The 15,455-nt window shown below is 48.3% G+C and carries 9 protein-coding genes and 3 pseudogenes; 2 read left to right on the plus strand and 10 right to left on the minus strand.

Annotated features, from left to right (window positions below; translation table 11 throughout):
- A pseudogene (locus C7N83_RS09250) lies at nt 1-365 on the plus strand (ABC transporter ATP-binding protein); the annotation flags it as partial.
- 144 nt (nt 366-509) lie between these two features.
- On the opposite strand, the gene C7N83_RS09255 reads toward C7N83_RS09250, so the two are convergent.
- The 5 genes and pseudogenes from C7N83_RS09255 to C7N83_RS09275 form a co-directional block, all read right to left on the minus strand.
- The gene (locus C7N83_RS09255) at nt 510-1,544 is read right to left on the minus strand and encodes a lysozyme inhibitor LprI family protein (RefSeq protein ID WP_106742204.1); all 1,035 of its coding nucleotides are present in this window, start codon (nt 1,542-1,544) and stop codon (nt 510-512) included.
- 132 nt (nt 1,545-1,676) lie between these two features.
- Entirely contained in the window at nt 1,677-2,897 is a 1,221-nt protein-coding gene (gene gltS, locus C7N83_RS09260; protein WP_106742205.1) for a sodium/glutamate symporter, read from the minus strand.
- Nucleotides 2,898-3,342: 445 nt separating this feature from the next.
- The gene (locus C7N83_RS16115; protein WP_245911186.1) at nt 3,343-3,717 is read right to left on the minus strand and encodes a uracil-DNA glycosylase family protein; all 375 of its coding nucleotides are present in this window, start codon (nt 3,715-3,717) and stop codon (nt 3,343-3,345) included.
- A gap of 67 nt (nt 3,718-3,784) precedes the next feature.
- Nucleotides 3,785-5,413: a tetratricopeptide repeat protein gene (locus tag C7N83_RS09270; protein ID WP_106742207.1), complete on the minus strand. Its 1,629-nt coding sequence runs from the start codon at nt 5,411-5,413 to the stop codon at nt 3,785-3,787.
- Between the two features lie 53 nt (nt 5,414-5,466).
- A pseudogene (locus C7N83_RS09275) lies at nt 5,467-6,086 on the minus strand (transposase); the annotation flags it as partial.
- 154 nt (nt 6,087-6,240) lie between these two features.
- On the opposite strand from C7N83_RS09275, the pseudogene dld reads away from it, so the two are divergent.
- Nucleotides 6,241-7,912 (plus strand): annotated as a pseudogene (gene dld / locus C7N83_RS09280) (D-lactate dehydrogenase); the annotation flags it as partial.
- 391 nt (nt 7,913-8,303) lie between these two features.
- Here the strand turns inward: dld and C7N83_RS09285 are convergent.
- The 5 genes from C7N83_RS09285 to C7N83_RS09300 form a co-directional block, all read right to left on the minus strand.
- On the minus strand, nt 8,304-9,392 hold the full coding sequence (locus tag C7N83_RS09285; protein WP_211296625.1) for a restriction endonuclease subunit S: 1,089 nt from the start codon (nt 9,390-9,392) through the stop codon (nt 8,304-8,306).
- Nucleotides 9,393-9,400: 8 nt separating this feature from the next.
- A complete protein-coding gene (locus tag C7N83_RS09290) occupies nt 9,401-10,984 on the minus strand; it encodes an HsdM family class I SAM-dependent methyltransferase (protein WP_245911187.1) in 1,584 nt (527 codons plus the stop codon).
- A gap of 15 nt (nt 10,985-10,999) precedes the next feature.
- On the minus strand, nt 11,000-11,449 hold the full coding sequence (locus C7N83_RS16120; RefSeq protein ID WP_245911188.1) for a VRR-NUC domain-containing protein: 450 nt from the start codon (nt 11,447-11,449) through the stop codon (nt 11,000-11,002).
- A 97-nt stretch (nt 11,450-11,546) separates the two neighbouring features.
- Nucleotides 11,547-12,620, minus strand: coding sequence for a Fic family protein (locus C7N83_RS09295; protein ID WP_106742212.1), 1,074 nt, complete (start codon nt 12,618-12,620; stop codon nt 11,547-11,549).
- 120 nt (nt 12,621-12,740) lie between these two features.
- Nucleotides 12,741-15,035 (minus strand): Tex family protein, encoded by a 2,295-nt coding sequence (locus tag C7N83_RS09300; RefSeq protein WP_106742209.1) that lies wholly within the window; start codon nt 15,033-15,035, stop codon nt 12,741-12,743.
- Nucleotides 15,036-15,455 lie beyond the last annotated feature (420 nt).

Consider the following 15,455-nt stretch of genomic DNA (forward strand, 5'->3'; position numbering starts at 1 on the left):
ATATTGATTATGTGAAGGCGTTTACAGAAGAATTTTCCGGATTGGGTCAATATTTTTATGAACCGGTGATGCGTTATTTCTCAGGAATGAAGGCGCGCTTGGCTTTTGCGCTATCGTTGGCGGTGGAGTTTGACTGCTATTTGATTGATGAGGTTATTGCGGTGTGTGACTCGCGTTTTATAGATAAATGCCAATATGAGTTGTTTGAGAAACGTAAAGACCGTTCGATTATTTTGGTGTTGCACAGCCACAGTGCGGTGAAACGGTATTGCGATAATGCGGTGGTGTTGGATGCGGGGAAGCTGTATGAATGTGACAATATGGACGAGGTATATAAATATTATCATGCTTCGGTAAAAAGTTAGAAAGTTGTTTGATTTGAAGGCCGTCTGAAAGTGTTCAGACGGCCTTCAATATGGTTGGGATGCGTTATGGTTGGATGCGTTTATGAATAATAAGTGATATAAAAAACGGGGCTTTTTGGTAGAAGTCCCGCTTAAGTTTGGTGCTTATTGAATGGTAAAGCCGCGCAGGTATTGAGTGCGTTCACGGGTCATGCGGGTGTCGCATTGCAACTGAAGATACTCGGCTTGAGCCGGATTATCGGCAGGTGCTGCGGCTTGCAGGCAGTTTTGCGATTTGCTTTGAATCCAGCTGCGTTGTTCGTCCAACATACCTTGCTGTACGCCGTGCTCCATGCTGTTCCATACGCCGTTGATTTCTGCTTCGGCTTGTCGGTTCTGTGCGCGTGCGTTTTCCAAGTCATTTATGGAGAATGATGAATTCTGAGAAGAATGATCCGTATTCGGACTAATGATTTCGGTATGCGAATCCAAGCCGATTAAGTCTTGCGGCACGCCGTCTGATTGGCTGGCAGCATTGTTTTCCAAAATATCTTCCGGATCGGCTTCAGGCGGTTCGTCAAAAGATTCGGTTGTGTTCGGGCGGAGGGCTTCTTCTTTGCTGACTGCTTTGCCGTCAATCATAACAATGCTTTTCACGCCGTAAGGCAGCAGGGCGGCATATAAGGTTTGTGCAGTTAAGGTGACGGCATTGTCTTCGAGGCTGACACCATCGGTTTTTTTTGGGGTGTAGTGGATGGTGGTAGTGAAGCTGTTGCCTGAATAGCTCAGGATGCTGCCTGTGATTTTTTGTTCAATGATTTCTCTTATGGTGGTATTGCCGTAAATCAACGGGCTGTTTGTCGCGGCACTGTTGGCAATATCGGTCGGGATGACGATGCGTAAGCCTGCGCTGCACAAGGTTTTATTGCCTTCCCGTATGGTTTGGGCATCTTCTAATGTAATGTCGAGCAGGGAACCGGCGGCAATGATTTTATCGGCATCGACAAATTGCCGGCTGTCGTTACGGGCGAAAGCGCGGGCTTCCTGTTTGATGATGTCTTGAATAGTGTTGCGGACGCTTTGCACTATGACAGGGTCGGTACAGACCAAGTCAGCCGTGGTATTCTGCTTGGTTGAATCATCGCCGCAAGCAGCCAGCAAGCCGGCTGAGAGCGTTAAAGCCAGCAGTTTTCGATACATAATGTTCTCCTTAACAGGTATTGCCATGTCTAATTAAAAGGCCATACACATTTTTGATATTTCAGACGGCATAATAGCAAAAGCACTTGTAACAAGTAAGATGTTACAAGTGCTTTTTCTTTCATTAACTGATTATTTGAGGAAGTTTAAGAAGCCCGACAGAATAATCACATTGATGATATCGACGAAGAAGGCGCCGACCATTGGTACAATCAAAAACGCTTTGTGTGATGAGCCGAATGTTTGGGTTACAGACTGCATATTCGCAACCGCAGTCGGCGTGGCACCCATACCGAAGCCGCAGTGACCCGCAGACAATACGGCGGCATCGTAGTCGCGACCCATTACCACATAAGTAACCAGGGTAGCATATAAAATCATCACCACCACTTGTACCGTTAAAATAATCGCCACGGGGCCGGCCATACCGGTCAATTCCCACAGTTTCAAGTTCAGCAAAGCCATTGCCAAGAATAATGACAGGGAAGCATTGCCGAATACGTCAATCGCACGATCAAACATATTGACTTTAAATGCAGTAGTCAAAATATTGCGCAGAATCACCCCGAAGAACAGGCACCATACGAATTTCGGCAAATTGATCAAATATTGCTTATCATAACCATCCACTATTTCAGCAAACGCCAAACATGCGGCAAACATAGCCAATGTTTCTACAGCGCTGTCTGCGGTAATCAGGCGTTGGCGGTGGGCTTTTTCAAAAATGTCGTCGTTGTTGTCGTTTGTGTTTTCTGTTGAGGTTTCTGCAGCAAAAAGCGGCTTACGGCCTTGACGGTTAATCAGACGGCGTGCCACAGGACCGCCAATCAAACCACCGAAAACCAAGCCGAATGTGGCTGCTGCTATGCCCAAGGTTGTCGCACCGACGGCCCCGTATTCTTTCTCAAAGGTCGGTCCCCACGCGCCTGCGGTACCGTGGCCGCCGGTCAAGGTTACCGAACCGGTCATCAAACCAATCAACGGATCCAAGCCCAATACAGTTGCCAAACCGACACCCACAGCGTTTTGTACAACAATAAACAAGCCGACTACTATGGTAAAAATCACCAATGGCAAACCACCGGCTTTCAAGCGCGAGAAGTCTGCACTCAGGCCAATAGAGGTAAAGAAAATCAGCATGAATGCGTCTTGCAGTGATTTTTCAAACTTGAAGCTGACGCCGTACATTTGGTGCAAAACAAACAGCACCAAGGCCGCAATCAGGCCGCCGGCAACAGGTTCGGGAATATTGAAATTTTGCAGGAGGTGGACTTTTTTTACTAAAAATTTACCCAAAAGTAGCACCAGGGTCGCCGCAATCAGAGTGTAGTAGCTGTTGAATTCCCATTCCATAATAGTTTCTCTCTATAAAAAAAAGGTTTATGAAAGATAATTGGCAATAGGCAATATTAGGTGAGTCGTTAAATTTTGTCAAAGAACAAAGTTGGTTTTCAGCGCATATTTACATTTTGAAAGCAAATCGATGATGTCAGTTGGAAAGAAAAGCCCAATAGAATTATTGTTTAAAATGAACAGGGTTTTCTTTTAGAAATGATGCTTTCATGGCTGTTTGCCTTAATATCAGCCGTTTACAACCAACCTAAATCTGCAAACAAAGCCCGATAAGCAGCCGTTTTTTTCTCCAATGTCAAAGGATATACCCGTGATGACGAAGGCAGGCGGTAAAGCCGCAGTGTTCTTCTAAAATATGTTTCCACACAAGCTCCGATTTTCGGCTTTTCCGTTTCGGACGGTAGCAAAGGCAATAAAGTATTTGTTGCTAACCTGCCCGTGATCATTATCGTTTGACACAGAGGTATCCGCGAAAGCAGCGATGCCAAATCCGCCGGCTCGACCACTTCCAAAAACTTATCCGAAGCATTGCCCTGCAAACGTCGCACCCGATACGCTGTATCGTAACCGCAATCCCTTTTTCTTCCAGAAACGAGCGGATCAACGACTCTTTAAATTGCTTCCCGGCTGCAGCCGCATCAATAAAATAATCCGTATCGTCAAAAAATACTTTCCCGAAAATCCGCCATATATCGTTTTGGAGATTTGGATAATAAAAATTCATCTTCCAGCGCGAATGCGGTGGAGGGAACGAAACGAGCATCAGGAGGTTGGCGTCGGGCGGAGCAAATGGGGGAAGGGGGTGGGTTTCAGTATTCATGGTGTATTGGCCAATTTTTTAAGAATTAATTGTCATGTCATTGGATTGGCCTTTGGAACCAGCTTGATCAACTCTTGTGCCGGAACGGATTTGTCGATCTGTGTACTCTTGGTTTTTTGGAACCATGTGGCGAGGTATCCAATATCCGTCGGAAAAAATCTTCATATGCGAAAGCACCCGGTGACAAATATATTTTGTCGAGTGCTTCAGATACATTTCCGCTATAGTTCACATACATTAGCTTATTTTCCCAATCAGATTGGATTTTAGCATCGGATAAATCGGTAATATACATTATCCGGCATTCTTGTTCTTCATGGAAAGCCGCGTGTTTTACTAAATATTTAAGCGGCAATAATAAAAAATTAAGAGTATCTTCTACATTTTCCACTTCACTGATTTTTCTAATGTGTTCTATGATTTCATCTAGAGATTGCTTTACTTCTTCCTGCTTTATGGTCATCTGTGTTTGATAGTTTTTCCAGATTTTTTGTGCTGAGGCGGTATTTTCTTTCCCTGCATCAGCATAAGCTTCACGATAAAATGTGATTTCATCGCGTTGCGCCAAGCTCAGATAGCCGCTTTCAGGATCGATATAGATACAACGGTAGATTGGCAGTAAGCTGATATTGCTTGGTTTTTCCTCAGGCTCAGCAGGTTGTTTAATTTTGTTGCTTTCAATGATATTTTGATTGTCTGAAATAAAGGTAAAGTTAGAATCGACGGACGTATTGAAAAAGCGTGAATCGAACACCAAACTTACACCGGAGGCCTCTTGTCCATTTTCTTTTCCATACAATCGGAATTGGTTCAAACTGTCATGGTTGAAAGTAAAGCAACTGATGAATACGCTTTCCTGATGGTTCGTTTTTATGGCATGGGCTGATGAAAACTGTGGGCAGCATAAAGACAAATACCTGTTTAATGTTAAGCCTTCCATGGGGTCATTAACTGTTTTAATGGTGCGTAACCGAAATAAAGAGAGGGATTGTTTATCCAATAACCTTAATGCTGTTGTGGCGCGGCTGTAGTGAGCCACTTTCATTTCATTGTTATTCAGAGGAAGTCTCAAATTTTCTATTATTGAAATCACAAGATTCAATATTTTCTTAAGGTTGGGGTATTGTTTCTCTATTCTTATCAAAGCTTCAGCCTGCCAATAATAAAATTCTTTGCTATTACCCCATGCCGCGACTGCATCTTCAATATTACCGTTTTGTTTTAAGGCGATACCCAAGTTAAATTGTGCTTTGGCATACGCTTCAGGTGAATCTTCGCGTCGGATGCTTTTGTAAGCCGTTATTGCATCTTCAATATTACCCTTTTGTTTTAAGGCGATACCCAAGTTAAATTGTGCTTTGGCATACGCTTCAGGTGAATCTTCGCGTCGGATGCTTTTGTAAGCCGTTATTGCATCTTCAATATTACCCTTTTGTTTTAAGGCGATACCCAAGTTAAATTGTGCTTTGGCATATTGCTTAGGCAAATCTTCGTGTCGGATGCTTTTGTAAGCCGTTATTGCATCTTCAATATCTCCCTGCTGTTTTAAGGCGATACCCAAGTTAAATTGTGCTTTGGCATACGCTTCAGGTGAATCTTCGCGTCGGATGTTTTTGTAGAGCGCTATTGCGCCGTCAAAGTCTTTTTGCTTACGAAGGTTGTCTGCGTGTTTCAATATTTGTTCGGCTTTATTCATGGATATTTCGCTACTAAATTAAATAATAATATAGGGGCTGTATTAGATTAGCCTTAAATACCACACCAAATTCGCAAAATTTTAAGCTGCCCTTTATGGTGCGCCAAAGTTAAAACGAAACCCGCATTCTTTCCGGAATAATGGAAAAGATTTCCGGTCAATTCCATTCTATTTCCGTAGCATGCGCTTTGCCCGGTCCAAAAGTTTTCCATCCCGTTAATGTGGTTTTTCCGTCCTACAAAATGCGTACAGTGACTGATACGGTGACAAGTGGATTCACCCACATCAAGCACATTACGGCTTTTGCAGCAATCGGGATAAACAATGCCGCCAGGCATTGGTTTTCGTTTAATAACCGGCAGTAGAGTAATCTTTCCCGGTGCTTTCTGCAACAACGGTAATAAACCTTACCCTGCCATTTCAAAATACCGGATACGGAGCGGCTTTACCCGATCCTGTTTGCCTTTACACTGAGCGCCGGAATACCGCCCATCCAGCCCGACGGAACCATCAAAAACTTTATCTGCTTGAAGCGTTAAATGGCAGGCAACAACCTGACGGGTTTTACGGTAAACAACGCTGCTGCATTGGGGTGGATATCCAATAAACCGGCAGCCGGACGGGCAGTAACTCCGGGTACAAAAACCCAAGTTGTTGTTTTTTTTGTACTTTTTCAGATAATTTACAGTGTGTTATCTTCATTTTCGAATGAGTAACATAACTGCCAATCTAATACAGTCCCTAAATTGTAATACATGTCGCGCAACCGCATTGTCCGCTACCGGCAAGACCGTTACAATTGCTGCATTTTCACCACGGACACCGTCATGGACACCAGCAATTTTCTTGTCCAAGCCGCTCAGATTGTCGGCAAATCACATATTGTGGACGACTACGCCCGCATGCAGCCGTACTGCAAAGGATTCCGCTACGGCAACGGAAGCGCTTTGGCCGTGATTCTGCCGGCAGCCTGATTGAAATGTGGCGTATCGCCAAACTGTGTGTTGCGGCAGATTTCATCATCATCACCCAAGCCGCCAATACCGGACTGACCGGCGGCTCAACCCCTTACGGCAAATACGACCGCCCCGTGGTGATTCTTTCCTCCCGCCGTTTGACCGGCATTCATCTGATCAATCAAGCCAAGCAAGCGGTTGCCTTGCCCGGCGCATCGCTGTTTGCCTTGGAAGATTTACTCGCACCGCACCGGCGCGAACCGCACAGCGTCATCGGCGCTTCGTGCATCGGCGCGTCTATCGTCGGCGGCATTTGCAATAACAGCGGCGGTGCCTTGGTACGGCGCGGCCCGGCCTATACCGAACTGGCGCTTTATGCACAAATTAACGCCGCCGGCGAACTGGAATTGCACAACGAGTCGGTGATGATCCCGAAACCATTCTGCACAATCTGGAAAGCCGCCACTATTAAGACCGCGACATCAGCGCGTTCGACAAAGCCGCTTCCGACCGCGGATACGGCGAACGCGTGCGCGACATCAACGCCGATACGCCTTCACGCTACAACAACGACGGCCGCCGTCTTTACGGCGCCTCCGGCTCGGCGGGGCGGATCATCGTCTTCGCCGTGCGTGTGGACACCTTCGCCAAACCCGAACGCGAACAAGTGTTTTACATCGCCACCAACACAACGCAGCATCTTAGCGACATCCGCCGCCACATCTTAGGCAACCTGACCGAACTGCCCGTTTCCGGCGAATATCTGCACCGCGGATTCTTTGATTTGGCGGAAAAATACGGCCGCGACACCTTCCGTATCATCCCCAGCTTCGGCAGCGCCTACATTCCGAAAATCTTCGCGTTCAAAAACACCGTTGACCGCCTCACCGCCAAAATCCCGTACTTTCCGCGCCACTTTTCCGACCGCTTCACGCAATTTATCGTCAACCGTCTGCCGCGGCATCTGCCCAAATTCATGTACGACTACCGCGACCGCTACGAACACCACCTCATCCTAAAAATGGCTGACAGCGGCATCGACCTCGTGCGCCAATACCTTGATGACTACTTCCGCGAACACGACGGCGAATACCACCTGTGCAGCCCCGCCGAAGGCGATGCCGCCATCTTGCACCGTTTCGCCTGCGGCGGTGCAACCATGCGCTACTACATCACCCACCGCAAACACATCGGGGAAATTATGTCGCTCGACATTGCACTGCGGCGCAACGAAAGCGACTGGTTTGAACAACTGCCGCCCGACATAGACGCGCAAATTGAGAAAAAACTCTACTGCGGGCACTTCTTCTGCCACGTCATGCACCAAGACTACATCTTGAAAAAAGGCGCCGACCCCGTTGCCCTGAAAGCGCGGCTGCTCGCCACCTTCGATGCCCGCGGCGCGGAATATCCCGCCGAACATAACGTCGGCCATCAATACCCCGCCAAAGAAGCGCTTCGCGCCTTCTACCAACAACACGACCCGACCAACAGCCTAAACCCCGGCATCGGCAAAACCCCGCGCGGCAAACATTGGGCGGAAAGCGCTTGCGGGCATGAGAGCTGGGGAAGCGCTTCAACTTTAATGCAGGCAAACACAAACCACAAAACAGATAAAGATCTTTGCACAAACAGAAAAAGCCGTGAGAAGCGCTTCGGATTTGAGCATCTCTGCCCCCACCCCGACCTTCCCCCACGAGGGGAGGGGGTTGTTTTTGCAGATTTTTCTATCATTTTTTTATTTTATTGTCTTCTGCCAGAAGCGCTTTTTTATGCTGTATCCAGGGTTGTGCAAAGGTCTCAGATAGTGAATCAAAAACCGTAAAGAAGAGCCGCAAACCATCTTGCGGCTCTCTGATGATTCACAAATTGCTTTCCGTCTCTTTTTTGAACGTTTGGATTCAAAAACGGCTGCATATATACCTTCGACAGTATCAGCCGTTTTGTTTGGCGATGATGCTTTGCGTAGCGGCGATTTTGCGGTCGGTGTATTGCACCACGTCTTTAATCACAGTTTTTTGTACGGCAGACACCAGCACCTGCATATAGGCGTAATCAGGTTGGCCGTCTGAAAGATTGACGGGCAGAAAAATATCCAATTCGTCGGCATCTTTGGCATAAAAGTTGCGTGAATAGCTGAACTTTCCGGTATAGGCTGCTTTGTGCATAGCTGCCGTAGCAAACAATGCTGCCATTTTATCCAGTTTGTCGGTATGTACCACAGCAACATGGTCATCCCCGCCATATTCGTAATTGCGGTATTTGGCCGAACCGAACATATCGATGGTAACGGTATTGGCCTTGAAACGGTGTACATCGTTGCCGATAAAGGCGGAAACGCCGGTGTCGGCTTCGCCTGCGGTTACAAACGGCAAATCACCGGCGGTGCGGTCGGCACTTTTCAGACGTTTGCCGCGTGTGGCTTTGCCGAACAGTTTTTCCAAATTGAACACGCCCCACTGCACCTGTGCCAAATCCGCTAAAGCCTGCGTTTCCGCCGCCGTCAGCGTGTAGTCTTTCAGCCCTGCGGCTGAAAGATAGGCTTCCAGTTCGGCTACGAAATTTTCCATAAAGTCAAGGTCTATTTCATTGTTTTTAATGGGAAGTTGGATTTTCGTATTCTCAATAACCGATACCTTGAAACTTGAACTGCCCCACGCAAACGAACTGAATGCTTTAGCCATCATCGGCAGCAGAAATTGTGCGTTACGCTTTGTCAGCCTGATGTTTTTGGCCTTAACCACTTTGATTTTATCGCCTGTAAAATACGGTTTTTCCTGATAAAACATGGTGGCGGTATCTTGTCCGAAAGAAATGGTGTTGCCGTCGTTTAAAAATACAGGGTCTTCTTCGATATAGCCTTTAATACCGTTATTCAGAGCAGTTCTGACTACATACGGATATTTCCCGTTTTCCAAAACGGTTACTTTGTTGGCATCAAACCGTTTCTTCGGCGTAAGAATTTCAAACAGACTGCCAATCCTAAACTCACCCCACTCAACCGCCGCCAATTGCGCGGCCAAGCGGGTATCTACTTTTTTAAGTGGTCGTCCGTACCTTCCGGCTGCCTGAGCAGTTGCGCCACCTCCCAGGCCAGATAATCGGAAACGGTTTTCTTGAAATCGGCAAGGGTCGGGTGGGTATCGATGGGGGCGGATTGGTTCCAGTCTGCGCCGTTTTTCGGGTCGATGCGGCCTTCGTGGTATTCGTTTTTGCTGAAAATGCTGAGTTTGCCGCTACCGAAGCGCACCAAATTGACCAATTCTTCATAACGCCCGCGGGCATTGCCGGTGTCTTTCAGGTTGTTGCTGGCTTTTTTGCGGTTGGTGCGGGTGTAGCCGTCGTTGGAAAAGTCGATAAATTTCACGGTTTCGTCTGCGTGGTGGGCTTCATTGACGCGGAAAACGTAGATATTGGTCTGCACGCTGGATTTGCCGATAAACAGGTCTATCGGCATTTTGATACTGGCAATCAGGGTGTGCTTTTGCAAAATGCGGCGGTTGATTTCACGCGCCCTGCCCGAGCCTGCGGAATTTTGAATAATGATGGCGGCGTAGCCTTTTTCCATCATGTTCAATGCGCGCTCGACAAACACCATGCCGTTGCCGCTGGCGGAATACGGCGGGTTGAGGATAAAGGCGTCGGCGGGGAACGGTTTGTCGGTGTTGCCGAAGCCGTATTTGCCGTCGAAATCGGCCAATGAATCTTTGTTGAGAATATTGGCACTGCCGTCGCCCATCAGAATCATGTTCAAAATGGCGAGCATATACACGCTGGAAAGCAGCTCCAGCCCCAAAAGCTGCTCGGCTTTGATGCGGGCTTCTTTCTGTTGCAATGCCTGCGGCGAGCTTATGCTGTTTTTGGCGTCAATCAGCATTTCGTTCATGGCAGCCACCAGCAAACCGGCCGAGCCGGTGGCGAAATCCCACACGTAGCTGTCTTTGTTTACCCGCGCCAGTTTTGCCAGCAGGGTGGCAACGTAAGACGGGGTCAATACCACATCGTTCAACTTGTCTTGGGTAAAGCCGAGCCAGGAATACATTTCGTTGAAGAGTTTGCCGGTAAAGTCGGTGGTGAGGCCGATTTTGTAGTAAATGCCCAAATCATCAACGATTTTGCTGAATACGCGTTTGAGCTGGCTCTCGCCGTTTTGCACTTTGTTGATGTTGTCGGTGAGCAGGGTATTGGACAAGGTGCGGATAATCAGCTCTTTTTTCTGTGTTGGCAGGTTTTTCTCCTGCAAGAATGCGTCAATATGGCGGATGAGGATGTCGCCGTCGCGGTTTCCGGCCATATTGCTTGATTTCAAATCGGCTTTTTCCAGCGGCGGCACTTTGCCTGCGATGCCGATGGTGGCGATGATGGCGGCAGCAACCAGGTAAACCCGGTCGTTTTCGCCCAGACCTTTTTCGTTTTGATAAATGTCGTTGTTCAGCTTTTTCAGGCTGATGTCGATTTCGCTTTCGCGCTTGGCCTTGATTCTGTCCAGCTCTTCAGGACTGAGTGTAAGTGCTTTGACTTGTTCGATGAAGTTGTCGAAATGCTGCGGGGCAAGAAACGATAAATCGGTAAATTCCCCGACTTTCTGACCGACACCCAAATGACTTTTGGCCACATGGTATACGCCGATTTAGTGGTGGATTTCTGTGGTATTTTCATCGCGGTAACCGGTGATGCCGATGGCGATGATGTCGGTGTAGGCGGTGTGATGCAGCACGGCATTGGCGTAATGTACGGCACCGTTGACGGCATAGTCTTTGATGTTTTTGAACAAGGGCTCGTTTTTGGCATTACGGTTTTCAATATTGCCGTCTTTGTCGAGCTTGACGAGCTTGTCTTGATAGCCTTTGTATTCAATCAGAATCGGGAAATCCTGCCCGTTTTTGCTGCTGTGCAATAATAATTTGGCATCCGGGCGGTTTGCTCCTGTACCGCCACTTTTTGAATGGTATTCGGCAAGGGCTTTGTCGATGTCTGCATTGAGCGATTCTTGTTCGAGCTTGTAATCGAGTTGGTGGTGTTTCAACCAGCCATTGGCAAGGTCGGCAATATTGGGTTCGATGGATTGAGGTTTGGCCATGTGGAGGTTTTCTTTAAATAAAAATGTTGATACAGGAATATTCTGAAGGCTGCTTGAGGCCGTCTGAAAGTTGTTTTCAGACGGCCTGATAATATGCTTATACCTCTTTCGGCAGCAAAATAGCCATCAAGGCAATATTGATGTAGTAGTTGCTTCTGCCGATTTTTTCTTTATGCAGAAAACCGCTTTGTGTCAGTTCATCCAGATATTTTGCCGCACTTGGGCGGGATACATTGAGGGTTTTCATCATAAATTCAATTTTGGTATAGGGATGGTTGAATAAGTGATTAATCAAATCCTGGCTGTAAAAGCCGAAATCCTGTCTGATTCTATGCTTGTAATCCATCATGGCATGATGGATGCCCTGCACGGTATCGATACCGTTTTTGGCTGTTTGCTCGACTGCTTCAAGCATATACAGTATCCAGCTTTCCCATTCGCCGGTATCACGGACATATTGCAACAAACGGTAATATTCGTTTTTGTGTTTCACCAAATAACGACTTAGATAGAGCACGGGAATATCCATCAGGCCGAGCAAAACCAAATACAGCACATTGATAATCCGTCCGGTTCTGCCATTACCATCATAAAACGGGTGGATACTTTCAAACTGATGGTGGATAAGTGCCATGCGTACAAGCGGATCGATTGTACCACTTGTGCTTTCATCGTTAATAAAGGTTTCCAACCTACCCATCAGGCGGACAATATCATCGGTATGCTGGGGCGGCTCATAAACCACCTCTCCGGTGCGATCGTTTTTCAGCATGGTTCCCGCTTGTTGGCGGAAACCTGCGCGGTTTTTCTCCAGTTCCGCCTGTATTGCCAAAATATGGTTATTGGTCAGCATCCCGCTCTGTACCACCAACTCAAAGCCGCAATGCAAGGCAGACGAGTAATTTTGTACCTCTTTGATGGCGGGGCTGTTTTCGCCTGAATGAGGCAATGAAGCACGAAACAGCTCATCATGAGTGGTGATGATGTTTTCGATTTCCGAGCTGTCTTTGGCTTCTTGCAAAGACAAGGTATTGATTAAAATAGCCTGATTGGGAATGCTGCGGCAGATGCCTTTCAATTCAGCCAAATAGCGGTGGGCAGATGTCAGTTTCTTTAAAACGGCAACGCTTTCCAGGCTAGTGCTTGGTGGGAATTGTTCGATGGAGTACATAGCTTTATCCATTGGTTAAAGATAATGTGTCAAAAAAATCCCGCTTTTTTTATACATCGCAGTGACATGATAAAAAAAACGGGATTTTTTTACAAGTCAATCACAAGGCATTCTTTTTCATTACCTTTTCAACTTCGCAAACGCATCCGCCATCGCCGAATTGCCGGGGGCTTTTTCACGCCCTTGCTGAGCGCGCTGGTTGCGGTTGCCGCTTCTACGCTCGGCGGGTGAACCTGCCGCGCTTTCAGACGGCCTGCTGCGTTTGGCGGTTTCGGGTTCGTCATCCAGCCGCATGGTCAGCGCGATGCGTTTGCGGGCGGCGTCGACTTCGAGCACTTTTACTTTCACGACATCGCCTGCTTTCACCACTTCGCGCGGGTCTTGCACGAATTTGTTGGAGAGGGCGGAGATGTGTACCAAACCATCCTGATGTACGCCGATATCGACGAATGCACCGAAGTTGGCAACGTTGCTGACCACACCTTCCAAAATCATACCGACTTGCAAATCTTTGATTTCATGAATACCTTCGGCAAAGGTGGCCGTCTGAAACTCGCCGCGCGGGTCGCGGCCGGGTTTTTCGAGTTCGGCCAAAATATCCAATACGGTGGGCAGGCCGAATTGCTCGGTGGTGTAATCGGCGGGGTTGATTTGCTTGATTTGCTCGCGGTTGCCGATGAGGTCGGCGGCGGCAATGCCTTTGTCGGCCAGCATTTTGGCGACGACCGGATAGGCTTCAGGGTGGACGGCGCTGGCATCAAGCGGTTCTTTGCCGCCGTTGATGCGCAGAAACCCTGCCGCCTGCTCGAAGGTTTTTCCGCCCAAACGCGGCACTTTCAAAAGCGCTTTGCGGTTGGCGAAGGCACCGTTTTCATCGCGGTACTGCACGATGTTGGCGGCAAGTGTGCCGTTGAGTCCTGAAATGCGGGCGAGCAGCGGCGCGGACGCGGTGTTGACATCCACGCCCACGGCATTGACGCAGTCTTCCACCACGGCATCAAGCGATTTGGCCAGTTGGCTTTGGTTGACATCGTGTTGGTACTGGCCGACGCCGATGGATTTCGGGTCGATCTTGACCAGTTCCGCCAACGGGTCTTGCAGGCGGCGGGCGATAGATACTGCGCCGCGCAAGCTCACGTCCAGTTCGGGGAATTCGCGTGCGGCCAATTCGGACGCGGAATAAATCGACGCGCCAGCTTCGGATACGACGATTTTGTGCAAGCCCATTTCCGGCAGGGCTTTCACCAATTCGGCGGCGATTTTGTCGGTTTCGCGGCTGGCAGTGCCGTTGCCGATGGCGATGAGTTTCACTTGGTGCTGCTTAATCAGCCGCGCCAAAGTCGCCAGCATGGCGTTTTCTTGGTGCAGGTAGACAATCACGGTATCGAGCAACTTGCCGGTATCATCAACCACGGCGCATTTCACGCCGTTGCGGTAGCCGGGGTCTAAGCCCAATGTGGTCAGGCGGCCGGCGGGGGCGGCGAGTAATAAGTCTTTCAAATTACGCGCAAACACGGTAATCGCATCGTTATCCGCGTTTTCTTTCAGACGGCCTAAGGCTTCCAACTCCAGCGACAAAAAGATTTTGGCGCGCCAAGTCAGGCGCACGGTGTCGCGCAGCCATTTGTGGCCGTCTGAAATATGGAATTGTTTGGCAATCTCTTTTTCGTATTCGCTCTGCTCGGTAATCGGCGTTTCGTCGGGCTGGTATTTGAGTGCAACGTGCAACACGCCTTCATTGCGGCCGCGCAACACCGCCAAAGTACGGTGGCTCGGCATGGTACGGACGGGTTCGCGGTGGTCGAAATAATCTTTGAATTTTTCGCCCTTCTCCTCTTCACCGGCCACCACTTGCGCATGAATCTCGGCTTCATTCCACAATTTTTCCCTCAGCTTACCAATGAGTTCGGCATCTTCGGCAAATTGTTCCATCAAAATCGCGCGGGCGCCGTCCAGTGCGGCTTTGGTATCGGGTACTTCTTCGCTGATATAGGCGGCAGCGGCGGTTTCAGGGTCTTGCGTTTGGTCGTTTAGCAATAAATCCGCCAGCGGCTGCAAGCCCTGTTCGCGGGCGATTTGCGCTTTGGTGCGGCGTTTGGGTTTGTAGGGCAGGTATAAATCTTCCAGCGCGGTTTTGTTGTCGCAGGCGTCGATTTGCGCCTTTAATTCATCGCTCAACTTGCCCTGCTCTTCGATGGATTTCAACACGGTTTCTTTACGCGCTAAGAGTTCGCGCAGGTATTGCAGACGTTCGGACAGGGTTCGCAGCTGGGTGTCGTCCAGCCCGCCGGTCGCTTCTTTGCGGTAGCGGGCGATAAAGGGCACAGTCGCGCCGTCGTCGAGCAGGGCAACGGCGGCGGTGATTTGGGCAGGGGTGGCAGAAAGTTCTTGGGCGAGGATTTGGGTGGTGTTCATGGTTTGGGCTAAGTGGCGGAAAAGCCGTCTGAAAAAAGGATTGATTATAGCCGATGTCAACGAAAAAGATAGTGTATTGCGCCGTCAAATGGATTTACATTTCTTGATATTGCAAAAACGCGCACCCTGATTTATTCAGGGCGTTTTGTTTAATATTAAACAGATTTCTGTTTTTATTTTCTATTTATTTTTCAGTAAATTAAAAATCTGGGGTGGAATTGTCCATTAAATTTTCATTTATACCTTTCAAGTTCAAAATCTTGGCCATTGGCTAAAAGCGTAAATGCTATTACGGCCGTCTGAAACATGCTTTTCAGACGGCCTTGAGTCCGCATTTCAAATGCAACACTTGGCTGTTCCCGATTGTACCGCTTTCAGAAACAAATTAACCGGAGAATCATAATCCGGCATTTTTCCCCG

The organism is Neisseria iguanae, assembly GCF_003013245.1.
In the GTDB taxonomy this organism is placed as follows: domain Bacteria; phylum Pseudomonadota; class Gammaproteobacteria; order Burkholderiales; family Neisseriaceae; genus Neisseria; species Neisseria iguanae.

Coding starts and splice junctions, on each gene's coding strand:
- C7N83_RS09255 (WP_106742204.1), bottom strand. CDS start 1,544: ATGTATCGAAAACTGCTGGCTTTAACGCTCTCAGCCGGCTTGCTGGCT.
- gltS (WP_106742205.1), bottom strand. CDS start 2,897: ATGGAATGGGAATTCAACAGCTACTACACTCTGATTGCGGCGACCCTG.
- C7N83_RS16115 (WP_245911186.1), bottom strand. CDS start 3,717: ATGAATACTGAAACCCACCCCCTTCCCCCATTTGCTCCGCCCGACGCC.
- C7N83_RS09270 (WP_106742207.1), bottom strand. CDS start 5,413: ATGAATAAAGCCGAACAAATATTGAAACACGCAGACAACCTTCGTAAG.
- C7N83_RS16120 (WP_245911188.1), bottom strand. CDS start 11,449: ATGGCCAAACCTCAATCCATCGAACCCAATATTGCCGACCTTGCCAAT.
- C7N83_RS09295 (WP_106742212.1), bottom strand. CDS start 12,620: ATGTACTCCATCGAACAATTCCCACCAAGCACTAGCCTGGAAAGCGTT.
- C7N83_RS09300 (WP_106742209.1), bottom strand. CDS start 15,035: ATGAACACCACCCAAATCCTCGCCCAAGAACTTTCTGCCACCCCTGCC.